General features: G+C 67.0%; 18 protein-coding genes. 15 read left to right on the top strand and 3 right to left on the bottom strand.

Features of this window, described 5'->3' with window-relative positions; all coding sequences use genetic code 11:
* Window positions 1-67: 67 nt before the first annotated feature.
* Both AC5P60_RS03295 and AC5P60_RS03300 read left to right on the top strand, forming a co-directional pair.
* Window positions 68-1,216 (top strand): acetyltransferase domain-containing protein, encoded by a 1,149-nt coding sequence (locus AC5P60_RS03295; RefSeq protein WP_483692955.1) that lies wholly within the window; start codon window positions 68-70, stop codon window positions 1,214-1,216.
* Window positions 1,217-1,295: 79 nt separating this feature from the next.
* On the top strand, window positions 1,296-3,050 hold the full coding sequence (locus AC5P60_RS03300; protein WP_033833344.1) for a peptide MFS transporter: 1,755 nt from the start codon (window positions 1,296-1,298) through the stop codon (window positions 3,048-3,050).
* A 55-nt stretch (window positions 3,051-3,105) separates the two neighbouring features.
* Here the strand turns inward: AC5P60_RS03300 and AC5P60_RS03305 are convergent, their stop codons facing one another.
* Together AC5P60_RS03305 and AC5P60_RS03310 are read right to left on the bottom strand one after the other, a co-directional pair.
* Window positions 3,106-5,073 (bottom strand): alpha/beta hydrolase family protein, encoded by a 1,968-nt coding sequence (locus AC5P60_RS03305; RefSeq protein ID WP_049430368.1) that lies wholly within the window; start codon window positions 5,071-5,073, stop codon window positions 3,106-3,108.
* A 167-nt stretch (window positions 5,074-5,240) separates the two neighbouring features.
* Window positions 5,241-5,876, bottom strand: coding sequence for a LysE/ArgO family amino acid transporter (locus AC5P60_RS03310; RefSeq protein WP_005408523.1), 636 nt, complete (start codon window positions 5,874-5,876; stop codon window positions 5,241-5,243).
* Window positions 5,877-6,014: 138 nt separating this feature from the next.
* Between AC5P60_RS03310 and AC5P60_RS03315 the strand changes: the two genes are divergently transcribed.
* The 13 genes from AC5P60_RS03315 to AC5P60_RS03375 all read left to right on the top strand — a co-directional run bounded on the left by AC5P60_RS03315 (window position 6,015) and on the right by AC5P60_RS03375 (window position 20,487).
* Window positions 6,015-6,920, top strand: a complete 906-nt coding sequence (locus AC5P60_RS03315; protein WP_005412604.1) for a LysR family transcriptional regulator ArgP — start codon at window positions 6,015-6,017, stop codon at window positions 6,918-6,920.
* Between the two features lie 169 nt (window positions 6,921-7,089).
* Entirely contained in the window at window positions 7,090-7,536 is a 447-nt protein-coding gene (locus AC5P60_RS03320; protein WP_033833341.1) for a GNAT family N-acetyltransferase, read from the top strand.
* A gap of 229 nt (window positions 7,537-7,765) precedes the next feature.
* Entirely contained in the window at window positions 7,766-9,454 is a 1,689-nt protein-coding gene (gene mqo / locus AC5P60_RS03325; RefSeq protein ID WP_483692957.1) for a malate dehydrogenase (quinone), read from the top strand.
* A gap of 364 nt (window positions 9,455-9,818) precedes the next feature.
* On the top strand, window positions 9,819-12,011 hold the full coding sequence (locus AC5P60_RS03330) for a TonB-dependent siderophore receptor (protein ID WP_483692958.1): 2,193 nt from the start codon (window positions 9,819-9,821) through the stop codon (window positions 12,009-12,011).
* A 190-nt stretch (window positions 12,012-12,201) separates the two neighbouring features.
* Window positions 12,202-13,845: a malonate decarboxylase subunit alpha gene (gene mdcA, locus AC5P60_RS03335; protein ID WP_483692959.1), complete on the top strand. Its 1,644-nt coding sequence runs from the start codon at window positions 12,202-12,204 to the stop codon at window positions 13,843-13,845.
* A 10-nt stretch (window positions 13,846-13,855) separates the two neighbouring features.
* Window positions 13,856-14,176: a malonate decarboxylase acyl carrier protein gene (gene mdcC / locus AC5P60_RS03340; RefSeq protein WP_049403222.1), complete on the top strand. Its 321-nt coding sequence runs from the start codon at window positions 13,856-13,858 to the stop codon at window positions 14,174-14,176.
* Entirely contained in the window at window positions 14,173-15,081 is a 909-nt protein-coding gene (locus AC5P60_RS03345) for a biotin-independent malonate decarboxylase subunit beta (RefSeq protein WP_049403223.1), read from the top strand. Before mdcC ends, AC5P60_RS03345 begins: the two co-directional genes overlap by 4 nt.
* A gap of 2 nt (window positions 15,082-15,083) precedes the next feature.
* Window positions 15,084-15,788 (top strand): biotin-independent malonate decarboxylase subunit gamma, encoded by a 705-nt coding sequence (mdcE, locus tag AC5P60_RS03350; RefSeq protein WP_483693040.1) that lies wholly within the window; start codon window positions 15,084-15,086, stop codon window positions 15,786-15,788.
* Window positions 15,781-16,422, top strand: coding sequence for a malonate decarboxylase holo-[acyl-carrier-protein] synthase (gene mdcG, locus AC5P60_RS03355; RefSeq protein ID WP_033833336.1), 642 nt, complete (start codon window positions 15,781-15,783; stop codon window positions 16,420-16,422). The genes mdcE and mdcG overlap by 8 nt, the downstream gene beginning before the upstream one ends.
* Before the next feature lie 35 nt (window positions 16,423-16,457).
* Complete coding sequence (mdcB, locus tag AC5P60_RS03360; RefSeq protein WP_483692960.1) at window positions 16,458-17,273, top strand: triphosphoribosyl-dephospho-CoA synthase MdcB; 816 nt, start codon at window positions 16,458-16,460, stop codon at window positions 17,271-17,273.
* Complete coding sequence (mdcH, locus tag AC5P60_RS03365) at window positions 17,270-18,190, top strand: malonate decarboxylase subunit epsilon (RefSeq protein ID WP_483692961.1); 921 nt, start codon at window positions 17,270-17,272, stop codon at window positions 18,188-18,190. Before mdcB ends, mdcH begins: the two co-directional genes overlap by 4 nt.
* 104 nt (window positions 18,191-18,294) lie before the next feature.
* Window positions 18,295-19,662, top strand: a complete 1,368-nt coding sequence (locus AC5P60_RS03370) for an SLC13 family permease (RefSeq protein ID WP_049445977.1) — start codon at window positions 18,295-18,297, stop codon at window positions 19,660-19,662.
* A 105-nt stretch (window positions 19,663-19,767) separates the two neighbouring features.
* Entirely contained in the window at window positions 19,768-20,487 is a 720-nt protein-coding gene (locus AC5P60_RS03375; protein WP_049453233.1) for a GntR family transcriptional regulator, read from the top strand.
* A 71-nt stretch (window positions 20,488-20,558) separates the two neighbouring features.
* On the opposite strand, the gene AC5P60_RS03380 is transcribed toward AC5P60_RS03375, so the two are convergent.
* Window positions 20,559-20,891 (bottom strand): hypothetical protein, encoded by a 333-nt coding sequence (locus AC5P60_RS03380; protein WP_043034145.1) that lies wholly within the window; start codon window positions 20,889-20,891, stop codon window positions 20,559-20,561.
* Between the last annotated feature and the right edge of the window lie 35 nt (window positions 20,892-20,926).

Below are 20,926 nucleotides of genomic sequence, written 5' to 3' on the forward strand. Positions count from 1 at the left end.
CGCCCAGCACGCGCTGGAAAGACGCAATTGTTATGTTATATCCTGTCACGCCGACCGAACCTCGCACGTGGCCCCTTCCCCCACTACCCGCCTGGCCTCCATCGACCAGCTGCGCGGCACCGTGATGCTGTTGATGTTGCTCGACCACGTGCGCGAGACCTTCTTCCTGCAGCACCAGGTGAGCGACCCGATGGACGCGGCGACGGTCTCCCCCGCGCTGTTCGCCTGCCGTCTGCTGGCCCACCTGTGCGCACCCGTGTTCGTCCTGTTGACCGGCCTGTCGGCCTGGCTGTACAGCCAGCGCCAGGCGGATCCGCGCCGGGCCACGGCCGCGTTCCTGCTCAAGCGCGGGCTGTTCCTGGTCGTGCTGGAACTGACCCTGGTGAATTTCGCCTGGACCTTCCAGCTGCCGCCGGAAACCCTGTACCTGCAGGTGATCTGGGCCATCGGGCTGAGCATGATCGCGCTGGCCGGGCTGCTTTGGCTGCCACGCCCGGCCCTGCTGGTGCTGGCAATCGCGGTGGTGGCCGGGCACAACCTGTTCGACGGCTTGCGGGTGCAAGGCGATGGCCTGCTGGCGGTGCTGTGGAAAGTGCTGCACCAGCGCGACTGGATCGAGGCCGGCGCACTGCGCCTGCGCACCTCCTATCCGGTGCTGCCGTGGATCGGGGTGATCGCCCTGGGTTATCTGATGGGGCCCTGGTTCGCCCGCGAGCGCGCGCCGGCGCAGCGCCATCACTGGCTGCTGTGGGCAGGCGTCGGCGCGCTGGCCCTGTTCGCCTTACTGCGGTTCGCCAACGAGTACGGGGATGCTCCTTGGCAGTACCAGACCACAGCACTGCGCACCTGGCTGAGCATCCTCAACATCACCAAGTACCCGCCGTCATTGCAGTTCCTGCTGCTGACCCTGGGCGTGGGGTTGTTGCTGCTGCGCCTGTACGAATGGCCGCCACTGGCGCGTGCGCTGCGCCCGCTGGCCGATATCGGCGCCGCGCCGATGTTCTTCTACCTGCTGCACCTGTATGTGTTGAAGGCGCTGTACCTGGGCGCGCTGGCGGCCTGGGGGCCGACCCATGGCGAGTTGTATGCCCTGGATTCGGTCAGCGGCCTGCTGCTGGTGGCCTGTGCGCTGGCGGTGGTGCTGTACCCGCCGACCCGGGGATTCGCGCGGTTCAAGGCGCGAAGGCGTGACCTGCCGTGGTTGCGGTACCTGTGATCGCCCAGGCCAGTCCGGCAATCCACGCATGGCGTGGATCTACTGAAAGCGGATCGGGCCACAGGCCTATAATTCCGCGATGAATTCCACCGCTATCGCTTCCGACGACTTCCTGGGCCACCCCAAAGGCGTCTATGTCTGCTTCTTCACCGAAATGTGGGAGCGCTTCTCCTTCTACGGCATGAAGGCGCTGTTGCTGCTGTACCTGACCAAGTACCACCTGTTCGGCGACAAGGCCGGCCTGGACCTGCTCGGCGCCTACGGTGGCCTGGTGTACTGCATCCCTGTATTCGGCGGCATGCTGGCCGACCGCTGGCTGGGCATGCGCCGGGCCGTGCTGTTCGGCGGCATCCTGCTGGTACTCGGCCACCTCGGCATGGCCTTCGAAGGCCACGCTGCGTACCGGGTGAACGGCGAAGTGGTGCGCGACACCTCGGCACTGGCGGTGACCTACCTGTCGCTGGCGCTGATCATCATGGGCGTCGGTTTCCTGAAACCGAACATCTCCACCATTGTCGGCAAGCTGTACGCCAAGGACGATCCGCGCCGCGATTCGGGTTTCTCGCTGTTCTACGCCGGCATCAACCTGGGCGCGCTGTTCTCATCGCTGGTGTGCGGCTTCCTCGGCGAGGCCTACGGCTGGAAGTACGGTTTCGGTGCGGCCGGCATCGGCATGCTGGCCGGCCTGGCCATGTTCCTGTGGGGCCAGAAGTACCTGCAGGGCCACGCCGAACCGCCGCAACCGGCGGCGTTGAAGCAGAAGGTGCTGGGCCTGCCGCGCGAATGGCTCATCTATCTGTGCGCAGTGCTCGGTGTGTTGCCGGTGGCGTGGCTGATGTGGGCGGCCGGCAACGGCGCGTTCGCGCTGGGCGGTGAAATCAGCCTGGCACTGATGTTGATGGTGGTGGTGCTGGGCGGCGTGCTGGTCTGGTTCGCCTGGTTCACCGGCAGCAAGTGCACGCCGGTACAGCGCCAGCAGATGATCGCGCTGATGGTGCTGATCTTCATGGCGCTGGTGTTCTTCACCATGTACGAGCAGTCCTACGGCTCGTGGGTGACCTTCACCGACCGGCTGCTGACCAAGGACATCGTGCCCTCGCTGGTGATCACCGGCGGTACGCCGCTGCCGTGGTCGATCCTCTCACTGCTGCTGGCACCGCTGGGCTTCGTGGTCAGCGCGCGGTTGTCCGAGCGTCGTCCGGGTTCGGCTGCGCCGCGCACGTTCTTCGCCGCCATCGTCGTGCTGATGCTGGTGCTGCTGGTGCGCGACTGCCTGGTGATTCCGCAGACCGCCGGCTCGCTGACCTATCTCGGCGGCCTGTTCCTGGTGCTGCTGGCACCGGCCTTCGCCGCACTGTGGACGTGGATGGACCGCCGCGGCTGGGAACCGGGCAAGCCGGTCAAATCAGCCTGGGGCCTGGTGATCGGCGCACTGTCGTTCGTGCCGCTGGCACTGGCCGCGCAGCAGGTGGGCGCTACCGGCGAGATGGCCAGCGTGTGGTGGCTGGTGCTGGCCTACTTCCTGCTGGCCAGTGGCGAGATGTGCCTGTCGCCGGTCGGCCTGTCGGCGGTGACCCAGTTGGCCGTGCCGCGGGTGATGAGCCTGATGATGGGCACCTGGTTCCTGGCCACCGCCTTCTCGGAGACGCTGGCCGCGCTGTTCGGCAAGCTGGCCGCGATCGAGGTGCCGGAAGGCGAATCGCTGGACATGGTGGCCGCCGCCGGTGCCTATGCGCACCTGTTCTGGCTGCTGATGTGGATCGGCCTGGGCTGTGCGCTGGCCGCTTTCATTGCCGCACCACTGTTGAAGAAGATGATGCACGGGGTGAAGTAAGCCCACGCACAGGCAGGAACCGGGGCGGCGGTTGGATCATCCGCCGCCCTTTGCGTTACGGCGCCCTGCCCTTGCCGTCCGCAGCCGCAGTCGTGGCGGTCTTGCCACCCAGGCTGCGCGACAGGAACGCCAGCAGCTTGCCGTAGTACTCGCTGCGATGGGCCTGGGTATAGAAGCCGTGCCCTTCGGTCTTGTAGTACAGGCTTTCCACCGGCGTACCGGCACGCTTGAGCGCCGCTTCCATGCGTTCGGTGTGCTGGATCGGGGCGCGCTTGTCCTGACCCCCGGCCGCCAGGAACACAGGCACCTTGATCCGCTCGGCCAGGTTGACCGGCGAGACCGCGCCCAGCGTGGCCGGATCACCCAGCCACTCGCGCAGGTAGCTCATTCCGGAATCGCGGTCCTGGATATCGCCGCCAGTAAACATCAGCGGCAGGTCGTAGACGCCCACATAGCCGGCCGCGCACTGGTACAGCCCCGGTTCGCGCGCGGCGCCCATCATCGCCGAGTAGGCGCCGTAGCTGGCACCGTAGATGCAGATGCGCCGGGCATCGGCGATGCCTTCGCTGATCGCCCAGCGCGTGGCGTCGGTCACGTCGTCCTGCATCGCGCGCCCCCACTGTTTGAGTGCTGCCCGGCTGTGCGCACGGCCGTAGTTGCCCGAGCCGCGGAAATTGATCTGCAGCACGGCGTAGCCGGCAGCGGCCAGCAACTGGTTCTCGTGGTCGAAACTGCCGTTGTCGAATATCCCGATCGGCCCACCATGCGGCACCACCACCATCGGCAGGTCACGGCCAGTGCTGCCATGCGGGACTGTCAGGAATCCATGGAGCTCCAGCCCGTCACGCGCCTTCAGCAGGACCGGCCGCACCGACGCAGTGGTCTCCGGATCAATCCATTCGCTGCGCGCCATCAGGAAGCGGGCCTGGTTGCGGTCGCGGTCGTAGAGGTAGAACTCGCCCGGATTGGAACCGGACCCGGTTTCCACCAGCAGCCGGCGACCGTCGCGGGTACTGGAGGTGATGAATACTGCACGCCCGGGGAAGGCCGCCTCCAAGCTGCGGTACAACCGTGCCTCGTCCGAGCTTTCGTCGAAGAACCGGGTATGCGGCGTGTTTCCCAGGAACAGCGCGCCGACCGGCACGGTGCTGCCCGGGCTGCGGATCAGTCGTGCCGGATCGACAACCTCATCGCGCAGCACGACCTTGCGCTCCTGCGTGGCCGGGTTCCAGCTGACGATGGCATCGGGGCCGCTGGGCTGCTCGCTGAGCAGGTAGGCCAGCTGGCCGTCGGCGGAAAAGCCCAGCGCCGCCTCGCTGCGACCACTACGTGTCTCATCGTTGACCAGCGCCCAGTCGCCACCATTGCGGTGGTAGAGCCGATGGACGTTGTCAGTACCGGCGCCCTGTACGAAACGTACGTCGCCGCGGGCATCCACCACATAGGAGGCACCCGGCATCGGCGCGCGGGCCAGCAGCCGCTGCTTGCCGCTTGCCAGTTCCAGCTGGGCCGCATAACCGTTGGCATCCAGCCGCGATCCGCCTACCGCGATGACCACGTGCGCATCGTCGCCAGGCAGGGCGTCACTGAGGAACGCTGCGGCCGACGTCCGGTACTTGGGCCGCACGCGCAAGCCAAGGTCGCGGTAGCCCACCAGTAGTTCCGGTCGTCCGGTGCGTGCATCCAGTGTCAGCAGCTCGCCGGTGGCCCATGGCGCGTCGCGGGTACCGAACTTCTGCGCCAGACCGAACATCACCTGATCGTTGTTGACCCAGTGCAGGCCGAAGACATGCGAATTGAGTGGTGGGCGCAGGTTGCCCACCGGCGTGTTGTCGTCCGTACGAAGGATGATCACAGCGGTGAAGCCGTCCGCTGGCACGGTCGCGGCCAGATAATCGCCCCCGGGAGACAGCATGACATCGCCGAACTTGTCCGCTCGCACATAGGCGCCCAGATCGATCGCAGCAGCGGTTCCACACCAAAGTCCCGCCACGATGATGGCGGCCAGCCAGCGCTTATGCATCCTTCTCTCCCACTGCCTGGCCCCCTTGTCCCGGCTGGCCGATTCTAGGCAGGCCAGTGCCCGGCCCGCCAGTGGCGCACAAAAAACGACGGCACCGTTGCCGGTGCCGTCGTTACCACTACCTTGGAGAGAGAGTCAGGACGTGGGTTCGGGGGGCGTGCGCCGGGTCAGTGGACCCCGCGCACCGCCAACGTGAGGGCCAGGATGCTGAGGATCACCGCGATGGTGCCGTCGAGCACGCGCCAGGTGCTGGGCTTGGTGAACAGCGGCGCCAGCAGGCGCGCGCCCAGGCCCTGCGCGGTCAGCCACAGGCAACTGGCGGTGACCACACCGGCAGCGAAGGCCATGCGGGCGTTGCCGAAGTTCTCGGCGATCGAACCGATCACCATCATGTCCAGCCAGAAGTGCGGGTTGATCAGCGAGAAACCGACCGCCGCCATCAGCACCGCGCGGCGGCTGCCGTCGTCGCTGTCAGCCTCGCCCATGCCGCCGCCACCGGCGATCGCGCGGCGCGCCGACTTCATCGCGTACCAGGCCAGGAACGCCACGCCGGTCCACAGCACGGCGGTGGTCAGCCACGGCAGCGCCGAAGTGAGCGTGCGCAGGCCGGCCACGCTGGCAAAGATGAAGATCGCATCGATGGCCGCACAGGTGGCGACCACCGGCACGATGTGCTTGCGCAGGATGCCCTGACGCAGGATGAAGGCGCTCTGGGCGCCGACCACGGCGAACAGGCCGATGCCGGTAGCTGCACCAGAGAACCAGGCACCGAGGCCGGTGCTGGCGGAGATGACCGAGAACATGGGATTCACTGCCTTTACTTGCTTGGGGGGACGGTGCCTCGCGAAGGCGGACAGCACCGGAACGAGCGCCATTGTCGCGCCGCAACATGAAAAAGACGAGCTAAACTTCCTAAACCAACATTAGCGGAACTTAATTCGATGCGTATCGACCATGCCCAGCTGCGCGCGCTGGCCGCAGTGATCCGCGAAGGCAGCTTCGACCGCGCCGCGCAGTCGCTGAATGTCACCCCGTCCGCCATCTCGCAGCGGGTCAAGGCGCTGGAGGACCGGATCGGCCGGCTGCTGGTCAAGCGCGGCACCCCGGCCACCGCCACCGCCGAGGGGCAGTTGCTGGTGCAGCTGGCCGAGCAGACCGCCCTGCTCGAGCACGATGCGCTGCACCGGATGGGCCTGGCCGATGAGGACCTGCCACAGGCCAGCATCCCGGTGGCGGTGAACCACGACAGCCTGGAAACCTGGTTCCCGCAGGCGGCCTATCAGTTCGCGCAGACCACCGGCACTACGCTGGACCTGCGCGTTGAGGACCAGGACCACACCGTCGAACTGCTGCGCCAGGGCACGGTGCTGGGCGCGGTGACCACCCTGGACGAGCCGGTGCAGGGCTGCCAGATCCATGCGCTGGGCAGCATCCGGTATGCCGCCACCTGTACACCCGAATTCCGCGAGCGTCATTTCGCCAAGGGCGTGACCGCGCAGGCGCTGGCGCAGGCACCGGTGCTGGTGTTCAACCGCAAGGACGACATGCAGTCGCGCTTCGCCCGGCGCATGGCCGGCGACGACCTGCCCAGCACCGCACCGACCTGGTGGATTCCCTCCACCCGGGCCTTCGTGCAGGCCAACCTCGGCGGCATGGGCTGGACCATGAACCCCCTGCCGCTGGTCAAGCGCCACCTGGACGCGGGCCGCCTGGTCTACGTGCGCCAGCGCGCGTGGGAAGACGTGCCGCTGTACTGGCAGCATTGGAAGGGCGACGTGCAGACCATGGCCTTGCTGACCCGCGCGGTGCTGGATGCCTCCTCGGCACTGATCCGGCGCAAGCGCTGAAAAGGGGACGGAGGGGATTAAGTCGTATAAGGCCCAAGCGACACATCGGGCAAAGACGACTTAATCCCCTCCGTCCCCTTTTTGCTCCATCCAATCTCCATCAACCCTCCACGCCGGGTCCATGCGTGATGCGGATACTGGTCGGCCGATCAATGCAAGGAGGCCCTGCATGCCTGTATTCGTCCGCGATGCGCGCCCCGAAGATGCCGCCGCCTGCATCGACCTGCGGGGGCGCACCCGCGAAAACGCCTTCAGCGCCGCGCAGTTGGCAGAGCTGGGCATCACCGAGGGCAGCTGGGCAGCCGGCATCGCCCAGGGCGATTCGATCGGCCGCGTCGCCTGGGAGGGCGAGCGCATGGCCGGCTACTGCTTCGCCGACCGCGACAGCGGCGAGGTGCTGGTGCTGGCCCTGCTGCCCGAGTATGAAGGCCGCGGCATCGGTCGGCAGCTGCTGCAGGACGTGGTCAGCCTGACCCGCGATGCCGGCCACCAACGCCTGTTCCTGGCCTGTTCGGCCGACCCACGCTCGCGCTCGCATGGCTTCTACCGGCGCCTGGGCTGGCGCCCGACCGGGCAGGTCGACGAGGCCGGTGACGAGATTCTTGAGCTGGTCTGAGTGAAGCTGTCGCCAGGGATGGCACGACGCTGGCAAGGCTTCGTTCGCCGGGTATCACCCGGCGCCAGCGGGTGAGGATGGCGCGAAACGCCGGATGCTGCGTTGCATCAAAAACAGACCGGATCCGGTTAGAATCGCACATGGATGCTGCAAGGCGTTGTTTCTTCACGCCCTTTCCCTGTCCCACGCGCATCCTGACCCCTTCCCCTCCGCCAACGATCCCGCCCCCATGAAGAAATTTGGCAAGGCTCTTCTCGCCCTGCTCGTGCTGCTGTTGCTGGCCGCCGCGCTGTTCCTGTACTGGCCGCTGACCCAGCGCTCGGTGCCCGCCGCCAGCAACGACAAGCCCGTCGACGTTGTGCTGGTCGGCGCCGGCATCATGAGCATCACCCTGGCCACCTACCTGCAGGAACTGCAGCCGGACTGGAACATCCAGGTCTACGAACGCCTCGACGGCGTCGCCGGTGAAAGCTCCGACGGCTGGAACAACGCCGGCACCGGCCACTCGGCCTTCGCCGAACTGAACTACACCCCGGAACTGCCCGACGGCAGCATCGAGACCAAGCGCGCGGTCGGCATCGCCGAATCGTTCGAGGTCTCGCGCCAGTTCTGGTCGCACCAGGTGAAGGAAGGCCGGCTGGGCCAGCCCAGCGACTTCATCAACCCGACCCCGCACATGAGCTTCGTCTGGGGCGATGACAACATCGCCTACCTGCACAAGCGCCAGCAGGCCCTGGTGAAGAATCCGCTGTTCTACGGCATGCAGTACTCCGAGGATCCGGCCCAGATCAAGCAGTGGGCCCCGCTGCTGATGGAAGGCCGTGACCCGAAGCAGAAGGTTGCCGCGACCTGGATGCCGCTGGGCACCGACGTCAACTTCGGCGTGATCACCCGCCAGCTGACCGCCGGCCTGCAGCGCAGCCCGAACTTCAGCCTGCACCTCAACCACGAAGTGAGCGCGCTGCAACAGAACGCCGACAAGAGCTGGAACGTGACGGTGAAGGACCTCAAGGCCGGTACCGAGTCCACCACCCACGCCCGCTTCGTGTTCATCGGTGCCGGTGGCGCTGCACTGAAGCTGCTGCAGATGTCCGGCATTCCGGAATCGAAGGACTACGCCGGCTTCCCGGTCGGTGGCCAGTTCCTCGCCTTCCAGGGCCAGGACGTGACCTCGCGCCACGGCGTGAAGGCCTACGGCATGGCCGAGACCGGCTCGCCGCCGATGTCGGTGCCGCACCTGGATGCGCGCAAGCTGGACGGCAAGCCGGTGGTCCTGTTCGGGCCGTTCGCGCTGTACAGCACCAAGTTCCTCAAGCACGGTTCGTGGTGGGACCTGTACTCGTCGGTGAACCACAACAACGTCGGCCCGATGCTGGAAGTGGGCAAGGACAACCTGGACCTGGTGCAGTACCTGATGGGCCAGGCGCGCCTGAACGATGCCGACCGCCAGGCCGAGCTGGTCAAGTACTTCCCCACTGCCAAGCCCGGTGACTGGAAGCTGGTGACCGCCGGCCAGCGCGTGCAGATCATCAAGCGTGATCCGCTGAAGGGTCCGGTGCTGCAGTTCGGTACCGAGATCGTGACCGACAAGGACCACACCCTCGCCGCCCTGCTCGGCGCTTCGCCGGGTGCGTCGACCTCGCCGCCGATCATGCTGGACCTGATGGCCAAGGCCTTCCCGGACCAGATGAAGGCCGGCTGGGAAGCCCGCCTGCGCGAGATCGTGCCGTCGTACGGGCACAAGCTCAACGACAGCGCCGCGCTGGTCAACGAGATCCGTACGCTGACCAGCCAGACCCTGCATCTGCCGTATCTGGAGGTGCCGGTGGATGCGAACGCGGCATCGCCCGCTGCGGCTGCAGTGCCGGCAGCGGCCAAGGAAAAGCGCAACGCCAACGAGGAACTGCAGGCGCTGTAAGCCCGCAGTTTGCTTTCGATGCAGACGGACGGCCACCTTCGGGTGGCCGTTTGTTTTTGTGCGAGGTGGGTCGGATCCCTCCCGCACGGAAGGGCTCTGACCTGCACCTGGGCGCCGATGATGGGGTCAGAGTGGGTCAGAACCCATTACCTGCGGCGACGGGATCCGACCCCGGCCCGCCACTGCTCTGCGCCGGAAAGCCCCTGCGAATGACGCGAATTGTAATGTTGTTAAGAATTATTTACATTTGCGTCCTGTGCAGTGATCGCACCTCCCCAGATGGACCTGACCGTGCCCGAAGCCGCCGCCCCGGGTGCTGGACGACTGTTGCCGCCCTTCCCCGCTTCCGAGCCTCGAGCCCACCATGTCCCTGATCCTCCGTAACCGCCTGCCCCGCCGCGCGTTGCTGCCGGCTGCCCTGCTTTCGTCGCTGACCCTGCTGGCCACGCCCAGCGCGTTCGCCGCCGCCGATGGCACTGCCGATGCCAAGACCCTGGACCGGGTCAGCGTCCGCGCCGAACAGTCCGCACCACCGTCGAGCACCACGCGCCTGCCGATCACCCTGCAGGAGACCCCGCAGTCCGCCACCGCCATCAGCCTGCAGCGCCTGCAGGACGAATCACTGTTCAGCATCAACGATGTGATGCGCAATGTGACCGGCGTGAGCGTGTCCTTCTATGACACGCAGCGCCCGCTGTACTACGCGCGCGGCTTCGCCATCACCGACTTCCAGGTCGATGGCATTCCCACCTACAGCGGCTCCACCAACCAGGAGTACGACACCGCCTTCTACGACCGTATCGAAGTGATCCGCGGCGCCAACGGCCTGCTCAGCGGCGCCGGCGTCCCGTCGGCCACGGTCAACCTGCTGCGCAAGCGCCCGGGCAAGGAATTCGATGCGTCGTTCGCGGTCAGCGCCGGCAGTTGGGACTACCGTCGCATGGAGGCCGACGTGACCGCGCCGCTGACCGCCGACGGCCGCTTCCGCAGCCGCGTGGTCGCCGCCTACACCGATCGTGGCCTGTATTACGACCGCTACGACGAGAACAAGATGGCCGGCATGGCGGTGCTGGAAGGCGACGTCACCGACAGCACCACGATCACCCTCGGTTACCAGAGCCAGGACAACAACCCCACCGGCTCGACCTGGGGCACCGTGCCGTTCTTCGACAACCAGGGCCATTTCGCGCACCTGCCGCGCTCGACCAACCTGTCGCCGAAGTGGAGCTACTGGAAGCGCGAGAGCAACACCGCCTTCGCCAACCTGGAACAGCGTTTCGGCGACAACTGGCTGTTGAAGATCAACACCGCCTATACCCGTGGCAACGTGCAGAACGTGCGCCTGTACGGCACCGGCAACCCGGACCCGGTGACCGGCGCGGGCATCTACCTGCGCGCGGCCGCCGGTGATTCGAAGGACACCCGCCGCAATGTCGATGCCTACCTGACCGGCAGTTTCGATCTGTTCGGCCGCGACCACGACGTGACCCTCGGCGCACAGTGGTCGGACCTGGAAGGCACGACGAATACCCTGGCACTGAACTTCCCGAGCGACTGGGCGCGCTGCGGCGGCGAGCGCTGCTACTACATTCCCAACGTGTACAACTGGAACGGCGACATCTCCGAGGTGACTTACCGCCGCACCGGCGCGCGCCGCGTGGCCAAGACCACGCAGAGTGGCGTCTACCTGGCCACCCGCCTGCGCCTGGCCGATCCGCTGTCGCTGATTGCCGGCGCACGCCTGAGCCGCTGGGAAACCCTCACCCGCTCCTACAACGCCGCTGGCGCCTACACCGGCACCAGCGGCGCGTACAAGGTGAGCGATGAAGTCACTCCCTACGTGGGCCTGGTCTACGACATCACCCCGAACGTGTCGGCCTATGCCAGCTACACCGAGATCTTCAACCCGCAGAACTTCAAGGACCGCAACGAGAACCTGCTGGCACCGGTGCAGGGTTCGAACCTGGAAGCGGGCATCAAGACCCAGTGGCTGGACGGCCGCCTGACCGCCAACGCCGCCGTGTTCGAGGCCAAGCAGGACAACTACGCCGTGCGCGACATGGGCGTGCCGGAAGGTTCGCTGAGCGATGGCACCTCCGCCTACATCGGCGTCAACGGCACCAAGGCACGCGGCTGGGAAGTGGACGTCAACGGCGAGATCCTGCCGGGCTGGACGGTCAATGCCGGCTACACCCACGTCAAGGTCACCCGCGCGGCTACCGACCTGCTGTACGCCAACCCGCCAAAGGATCTGTTGCAGCTCAACACCCAGCTGCAGCTGCGCGGTGCGCTGGAACGCCTGAGCGTTGGCGGTGGCGTGCAATGGCAGAGCAAGGTGCAGGGCTACAACATCGCCTACCCGCTGGGCGGCACGGTGACGGTGAACCAGCCGGCCTACATGCTGGTGCAGTTCAATGCCAACTACCGCATCAGCGACAGCTGGACCGCAACGCTGAGCGTGCGCAACGCACTGGACAAGACCTACTGGGCGAATCTGGACTACAACAACTACGGCGAACCGCGCTTCGTGTCGGCCAGCCTGCGCTGGACGTTCTGAGCAACCCGCGAACCGGTAGGTGCCTGGTGGGTGCCGACCGTTGATCGGCACGCCCTCCGCCACGACCCACCGTCGTGGCATACCTGAATGGGCCCGCCTCCGCGCGGGCCCTTCCTTTTGCTGCACTGCAGGTTGCGGCGCCCTTCGTAATTATGCCGTAATTACATCAACACCAATCGGAAGCCGGTCGATGAACCCGAGCTGGGATACGTTGGAACGCAGCCGCCAGGCCCGCCTGGAACGTGCCGCGCCGTGGGCCCGGGGACGCGAGGTCGCCGCCGGCGACGTAGGCGAGCTGCTGCACGCACTGCTGGAGCCAGGCGACAAGGTCTGCCTGGAGGGCAACAACCAGAAGCAGGCCGATTTCCTCGCCCAGGCCCTGGCCGATCTTGATCCGGCCCGCGTGCACGACCTGCACATGGTGCAGTCGGTGCTGTCGCTGCCCTCGCATCTGGATGTATTCGAGCGTGGCATCGCGTCGAAGCTGGACTTCTCGTTCTCCGGCCCGCAGTCGGTGCGGTTGGCCAACCTGGTGGCTGAAGGGCGCATCCAGATCGGTGCCATCCACACCTACCTGGAACTGTTCGGCCGCTACTTCATCGACCTGACCCCGCGCGTGGCCCTGGTCGCCGCGCAGGCCGCAGACCGGCACGGCAACCTGTACACCGGCCCGAACACCGAAGACACGCCGGTGATCGTCGAAGCCACTGCCTTCGGTGGCGGCATCGTCATCGCCCAGGTCAACGAGATCGTCGACACCCTCCCCCGCGTCGACGTTCCCGCTGACTGGATCAACTTCGTGGTGCAGGCGCCGAGGCCGAACCACATCGAACCGCTGTTCACCCGCGACCCGGCGCAGATCTCCGAGATCCAGGTGTTGATGGCGATGATGGCGATCAAGGGCATCTACGCCGAGTACGGCGTGAACCGCCTCAACCATGGCATCGGCTTCGATACGGCGGCCATCGAACTGCTGCTCCCCACCTACGCCGAATCGCTCGGCCTGAAGGGAAAGATCTGCCAGCACTGGGCGTTGAACCCCCACCCGGCACTGATTCCGGCAATCGAATCGGGCTTCGTCAGATCGGTGCATTCGTTCGGTTCGGAACTGGGCATGGAGAAGTACGTCGCCGCGCGAGGCGATGTGTTCTTCACCGGCGCCGATGGCTCGATGCGTTCCAACCGCGCCTTCTCGCAGACCGCCGGCCTGTATGCCTGCGACATGTTCATCGGTTCCACATTGCAGATCGACCTGCAGGGCAACAGCTCCACTGCCACCCGCGACCGCGTTGCCGGCTTCGGTGGCGCACCGAACATGGGCTCGGACGCGCGCGGCCGGCGCCATGCCAGCGAGGCCTGGATCAAGGCCGGCCAGCAGGCCGCGCGCCCGGGTGAGATGCCGCGTGGGCGCAAGCTGGTGGTGCAGATGGTGGAAACCTTCCGCGAGCACATGGCGCCGGCCTTCGTCGAGCGCCTCGATGCCTGGGACCTGGCCGAACGCGCGAACATGCCGCTGCCGCCGGTGATGATCTACGGCGACGACGTCAGCCATGTGCTGACCGAGGAAGGCATTGCCAACCTGCTGCTGTGCCGCACCCCTGAGGAGCGCGAACAGGCGATCCGTGGCGTGGCCGGCTATACCGCCGTGGGCATGGGGCGCGACCGCGCGATGGTGGAGAACCTGCGCGACCGCGGCGTGATCCGCCGCCCCGATGACCTCGGCATCTCCGTGCGCGATGCCAGCCGTGACCTGCTGGCGGCGCGTTCGGTGAAGGACCTGGTGCGCTGGTCCGGCGGCCTGTACGACCCGCCCAAGCGCTTCCGAAACTGGTGAGGAGCTGAGCATGGAAACCCTCGACTATCGATTCGAAGGGCACACCGCGGTGCAGTTTCCGCGCGAAGCGGTGCTGGTCGGCGTGCTGGCCTCGGGCAACCTGGAAATCCTGCTGGAGCCGGCCGCACTGGACGGCGCGATGACGGTGCGCATCATCACCGCCGCGAAGGGCTTCGGCAGCGTGTGGCAAGCGGTGATCAGCGACTTCGCACAGCGTCATCCGCTGCGCGATGTACACATCTCGATCAACGATGCCGGTGCGACCCCGGCGGTAGTCAGCCTGCGCCTGGACCAGGCCGTGGAAACCCTGCGTGCTGGAGATCCACGATGAACCGGACGCAGCGCTACAGCTACTACGAAGCCGATGCGCGCGAGCGTATCGCCAGCCTGGTCGATGCCGGTTCCTTCAGGGAATTCCTCGGCCCGGCGCGGCGGATGATAAGCCCGCACCTGGCACAGCTCGACCAGCCCGCGGCGTTCGACGACGGCATCGTTGTCGGCGAAGCCACGCTGCGTGGCCGACGCGTGCTGCTGGCCGCGCAGCAGGGTGAATTCATGGGCGGCGGCGTGGGCGAGGTGCACGGCGCCAAGCTGACCGGGCTGCTGCGCCGCGCAGCCGAAACACATCCCGAAGGTGTGCTTCTGCTGCTGGACACCGGTGGTGTGCGCCTGCACGAAGCCAATGCAGGGCTCATCGCCATTTCCGAGATCATGCGCGCCACCCTGGACGCGCGTGCAACGGGTGTGCCGGTGATCGCGCTGATCGGCAGCGGCAACGGCGCCTTCGGCGGCATGGGCATCGTCGCCCGCTGCTGCAGCACGGTCATCATGTCCGAAGAGGGGCGCCTGTCGCTGTCCGGCCCGGAAGTGATCGAAACCGTGCGCGGCGTGGAAGAGTTCGATTCCCGTGATCGCGCGCTGGTCTGGCGCGTAACGGGAGGCAAGCACCGCTACCTGATCGACCAGGCACAGGTGCTGGTGCCCGATGCCATCGAGGCCTTCGCGCAGGCGGCCAGCAACGCGCTGCAGCCTGATACCAGCAGCACCGATCCGGATACTGCACTGGCTGCGCTGCAGGCCCGCCACGCTGCACTGAAGGCGCGCGTGCAGGCCTGGGGCGATTGCCGCGATGGCCTGGAGATCTGGGCGCGGCTGGGCATTGCCCACCCCGAACGCCTGCCACTGCTCGACACCGATGAATTCCTCATCGCCACCGCCGACCGGAGCCTGCCATGAGCATGCCGTTGCAGACCCTGCTCGATGCCCTGTTCCCGCATGGGCATGCCATTGCGGTGAACGATTCGGTGCTGACCGGCAGCGCTGCCACCGAGGATGGCAAGGTGACCGTCATCGGTACCGCCGACAAACTTGAAGTCGGCGTGGACCACGCACTGGCACTGGCCGAAACCGTGCTTGCCAGCACCGGCGCACATCCACAGCGACCGATCGTGATGCTGGTGGATACCGCCGGACAGCGCCTGGCGCGGCGCGACGAACTGTTGGGCATCAATGGTTGCTTTGCGCATCTCGCGCAGACGCTCGATCTGGCACGCCGCCGTGGTGCGCGCCTGATCACCCTGGTCTACGGCGAATCCGTCAGTGGCGGCTTCCTCTCATTCGGCCTGATGGCCGACCACATCCACGCCCTGCCCGATGCACAGGTGCGGGTGATGGACCTGCGCGCAATGGCGCGGGTGACCAAGCAGCCGCTGGAGAAGCTGCAGGCGCTCAGCCAGAGCTCGCCGGTGTTCGCACCGGGCGTGAAAAACTACGTGGCGATGGGCGCGGTGGATTCGATCTGGAGCGGCGAGCTGGCCGCACACCTGCTGCAGGCGCTGCGCACGCCCACCGATGGCGACCGCCGCGCCGTGCAGGGTGCCGAACGTGGCGGTCGCATGCTGGCCGCACGCGTGGCTGCAGCCGTGAGCCAGGGCGATGCCTGAGCGGCTGCCACGCCATACGCTGGTCTGGTTGCCAGCGCACGCCCGCTGGCAGGCGGACATCGCCGCGCATGAGCCGCGCCTGGGCGACTGGTTTGCGCAGGGGTTGCCCGCCATCGTCGCCCGGCGAGCCGCCGACGATGCCGATCCCCGCCTGCGCCTCGGCGTGCCGCTGCCACCCGCCGAGGGCAAACTGCGCCTGGCCCTGCGCGTGCCGGCACACGATGTGCTGCGCACCGCAGCGCCACCTACACTTCAGGCGGTGCTGGAAGGCGACCTTGTGCAGGACTGGCAGCGCCCGCTGCAGGCATTGCAGGACATCGCCGCAGCGCGTGTATTCGGTGCCTTCGCATGGCAGCACCTCACGGGCCTGCACTATGTGCACGCGCGCTCGGACATCGATCTGCTGTGGCGGATCGACACCGCCGCACAGGCCGATGCCCTGGTCGCACGGCTGCAGGCATGGGAGACCGAACACGGCCGGCGGGTCGATGGCGAATTGTGCCTGGTGGATGGTGGCGCGGTGAACTGGCGCGAATACGCCGGGCGCAGCCGCGAGGTACTGGTCAAGCGCCTCGATGGTGCCGCACTGGAACTACGTGATGCGTTGTTCGCTTCCACCGGGGTGAGCGCGTGAACGCCCTCGTGCAACCGGCGGTCAGGCCAGCTGCCGTGGACAGCGCGCGTCTGGGGCGCCTCGCCATCGCCAGCCTGCATGCCGAACTCGCCCTTGCACCCAAGCCAGGGTTGGTCACCCCCTTCGACAGCGGCAGCCACCACGACATGGACGCCGGCACGTTCCTGCGCAGCCTGTTCGCGCTGCGCCACTACTTCGTCGCCGTGGCCGACGCCGGTGCCAGCGCGGCGCCGTTCCAGACGTTGCGCCGGCACGGCATCGCTGCGGAGATATCGATGCTGCGCGCGACCGCCGGCATCAATACCCATCGCGGCGCGGTCTTCAGCCTTGGCCTGCTGGTGGCGGCTTCCGCTGCCTGTCGGGGCCGCGCGGGCGGTGCCATCGCAGCCGAGCAGGTCTGCCAGGAAGTGCGCCGCTGGGCTGCCGAGCTCGCCGGCGCACCGCTGGATGCGAACAGCCCTGGCCAGCGCGCGCGCGCACGGCACGGCGTGCAGGGTGTGCGCGAACAAGCGGCCGCCGGCTACCCGCTGCTGCGCGAGGTGGCACTGCCTACCCTGCGCCACGCGCTGGCCAGCGACCTGTCACGCGAGGCCGCGATGTGCCAGACCCTGGTGCAGCTGATCGCGTGCGTGGATGACCTCAACCTGCTGCACCGTGGCGGCGCCAACGGCCTGCGCTGGGCCCAGCAACAGGCGCGAGGCTTCCTCGATGCCGGCGGCGTCTTCGTACCCGGCTGGCAGGCACGCCTGCACAGCATCGGTAATGGATTCGTCGCACGCCGGCTGAGCCCCGGCGGCAGTGCCGACCTGCTGGCCTGTGCCTGGTTCCTGCTGCAGCAGGAGGTCGCATGAGCCTTGCCCTGCTCTGCCCCGGCCAAGGTGCGCAGCATGCGGCGATGTTCGACCGCGTGCGCGATCTGCCCGCCGTGCGCGACGTACTGGAGACCGCCAGCGCAGTGCTTGGACGCGACGTGTTCGCGGCAGCTGCTGACGAATCGCGCTTCGACAATGCTCTGGCGCAGCCCTTGCTGTGTGCAGCCAGCCTCGCGCATTGGCAGGGCCTTCGCGAAGCGGTGCCTGCACCGGTGCTGGTGGCCGGCTACAGCATCGGCGAGCTCGCCGCGCACGCCATCGCCGGCAGCTTCGATGCCACCACCTGCCTGGCGCTGGCTGTGCAACGTGCGCAGTTGATGGACAGCGCCAGCCCCGCCGATGCAGGCCTGCAGGCAGTGCTCGGGCTGGACCGCCGCAGCCTGCAGTCGCTGTGTGATGCGCAGGGCACCTACGTGGCCATCGCCAACGGGCAGGACCATTTCATCGTGGGCGGCACGCACGCCTCGTTGCAGCGGCTGGCCGATGCAGCGCGGGCGCAGGGCGCGGACATCCGTCTGCTGCCGGTGCGCGTGCCCGCACACACACCATTGCTGGCGGCGGCGGTCGCACCGTTCGCTGCCGCACTCGATGCATCGCCACTGCAGGCCCCACGCCTGCCGCTGCTGGCCGGCATCGATGCGCGACCGGTGCGGGACCGCGCAACGGCAGTCAGCACGCTGTCGTTGCAACTGACGCAGACCATCGAATGGGCGCAGGTGATGCGCCAGGCCTTCGAGCGCGGCACGCGCGTGTTCCTGCAGCTGGGCCCGGGCAACGCGCTGGCGCGCATGGTCGCGCCGGCCTACCCGTGCTGCGAGGTGCGCGCGGTGGAAGAGTTCCAGAGCCTTGAAGGCGCCGCGGCCTGGGTCCGCAGCGCGCTGGAGCGGCTGCAGTAACGGGTTCGAGCAGTACGTATCACGCAACACGCCGTACATCGCCTTACCCCGGGATGGCGGGTCTCCATCCGCGCTGTACGTGAGTCACGTGTCTGGGAGGGCGCATGAGTCCACAAATCGCAACGATCATCGGTCTGGTGATCATGTTCATCGTCGCCACCGCGATGCCAATCAACATGGGTGCCGTCGCTTTCGCGCTGGCCTTCATCATCGGCGGGCTGTGGGTCGACATGGGCGGCAAGGAGGTCCTGGCTGGCTTTCCCGGCGATCTGTTCCTGACCCTGGTCGGCATCACCTATCTGTTCGCCATCGCGCAGAAGAACGGCACCATCGACCTGCTGGTGCACTGGGCAGTAAAAGCCGTGCGCGGCCATATCGTGGCCATTCCGTGGGTGATGTTCGTGATCACCGCGGTGCTGACCGCCTTCGGCGCGCTCGGCCCGGCAGCGGTGGCCATCATCGGTCCGGTCGCGCTGCGCTTTGCCAAGCAGTACAACATCAATCCACTGATGATGGGCCTGCTGGTCATCCATGGCGCGCAGGCCGGTGGCTTCTCGCCGATCAGCGTGTACGGCAGCATCACCAACGGCGTGGTGCAGAAAGCCGGGCTGGAAGTGACAGAGATGGCGGTATTCCTGACCAGCCTGGGCTTCAACTTCATGATGGCGACGATCTGCTTCTTCGCGTTCGGCGGCATCGCCCTGCTGCGGCGTGGCTCGATCACCGCGGCCGGAACGATCGGCAATGCCGAGCTGGCAATGGCCGGTGGCCCGCAGGCATCGTCGCGGCAATTCGCCATCGAAGGCCATGGCGCGCTGGTCGCGGCCGGCGGCGGCACGCTCAGCAATGATCCGGCGGCACTGGATGCGGTGGGCCTGACCCGCGAGCGGTTGTTCACCCTGATCGGCCTGCTCGGCCTGGGCGTGGCTGCGCTGATCTACAACCTCAACGTCGGCCTGGTCTCGATCACCGTGGCTGTCGCGCTGGCACTGCTGTCGCCACAAAGCCAGAAGGGCGCGGTGGATGGCATCAGCTGGTCCACCGTGCTGCTGATCTGCGGTGTGGTGACCTACATCGGCGTGCTGGAGCATGCCGGCGCGGTGGACTTCATCGGCAATGGCGTGTCCGACATCGGCATTCCGCTGCTCGGCGCGCTGCTGGTCTGCTACGTCGGCGGCATTGTCTCCGCATTCGCCTCGTCGGCTGCGGTGCTGGGCGCCACGATTCCGCTGGCGGTGCCGTTCCTGATGCAGGGTCACCTCAGCGCCGCCGGCGTGATCTGCGCGCTGGCGGTGTCGTCCACCATCGTCGATGTCAGCCCGTTCTCCACCAATGGCGCACTGGTGGTGGCCTCGGCAGCCAAGGAGGAACGCGAGACCCTGTTCCGCCGCTTCCTGGTCTACAGCGGACTGGTGGTGGCCCTGGGGCCGCTGCTGGCCTGGCTGGTATTCGTGGTACCGGGCTGGATGTAACCACCCAACGGTAGTGCCGGCCGCTGCTCAGCAATCCCATGAAGCCATCCAGCGATCATGGGTTGCCGGCCAGCGGCCGGCACTACCTGGCGGTACACTTCCTCCATGGCCATTGCCCCTGCCCCGCGGTCACCGAAGAAGCGCGCCCCTCTGTACGAAGAGGTGGCCGAACACGTGCGCGAGCGCATCTACGACTACCGGCTGCCGCCGGGTGAGTGGATCGACGAGCCCGCACTGTGCGAAGAACTGGGGATCAGCCGTACGCCGCTGCGCGAGGCGCTGAAGCTGCTGGCTGCCGAAGGCCTGGTGCAGATCGATGCCGGTCGTGGCTGCCGGGTCACCCGGTTGACGCTGGAAGACCTCAACCAGCTGTTCCCGGTGATGGCCATGCTGGAAGGCCGCTGTGCGCACGAGGCGGTCAGGCACATCGACGATGCCGGCGTGCAGCAGCTGGAAGACCTGCATGCGGCGATGGAAACCGCGGCAGCCGATGGCAACATCGCCGAGTACTACCGCAACAACTACCTGATCCACGAAACCGTGCAGCACTACGCCGGCAACCCGTGGCTGATCCGCATCACCCACGACCTGCACCGCATCCTGAAGATGCATCGCGGCCGCCAGTTGCTGACCCCGGGCCGCACCGCGCAGTCGCTGGCCGAGCACCGCGAACTGATGGAGTGCTTCCGCCGCCGCGACGCGCAGGCTGCCGAACGCACCATGGAACGCCACTTGCTCAGCCAGGGCCAGGCCTTGGCCGCCTATGTGGCGGCAGGCGGGCTGCTGAACGTACCGGCGCCGTTGCCGACCGAAGGCGGTGGTTGAGCGGATGAGGTTGCCGGCCAGCGGCCGGCACTACCAGGACGTGACCTTGGCCGGCATCCTGGAACATCTCGTCAATCGCCACCACCGCAGCTGCCACCGTCACCACCCCCACCGCTGTCGCCGCTACCGCAGTCGGAGCTGCTGTAGCTGTGATGGCTATGGTTGTCACTGGAATAGCCAACGGAGGTGTCATGGCTTCCGCCGCCATCCCCCCGGCTACCCGAGCCATCGGCCGTGGCCACCGCCATGCACAGGATCGCGCCGACCAGCGGCAGAAGCCAGACCAGCAGCAACTGCACCGTCCGGCCGCCTGCCGAGAGGCCATCGCGCCTGACGATCACCACGGTAGCCACCACGTTCAGGCCCAGCACCAGCAGGACCAGCAGAAGGGCAACGATCAGCATTCGGCGGTTCCGTGCCTGGACTGCGGGCATTATGG

The sequence above is a fragment of the Stenotrophomonas sp. YJH_SMC_120 genome (assembly GCF_059368675.1).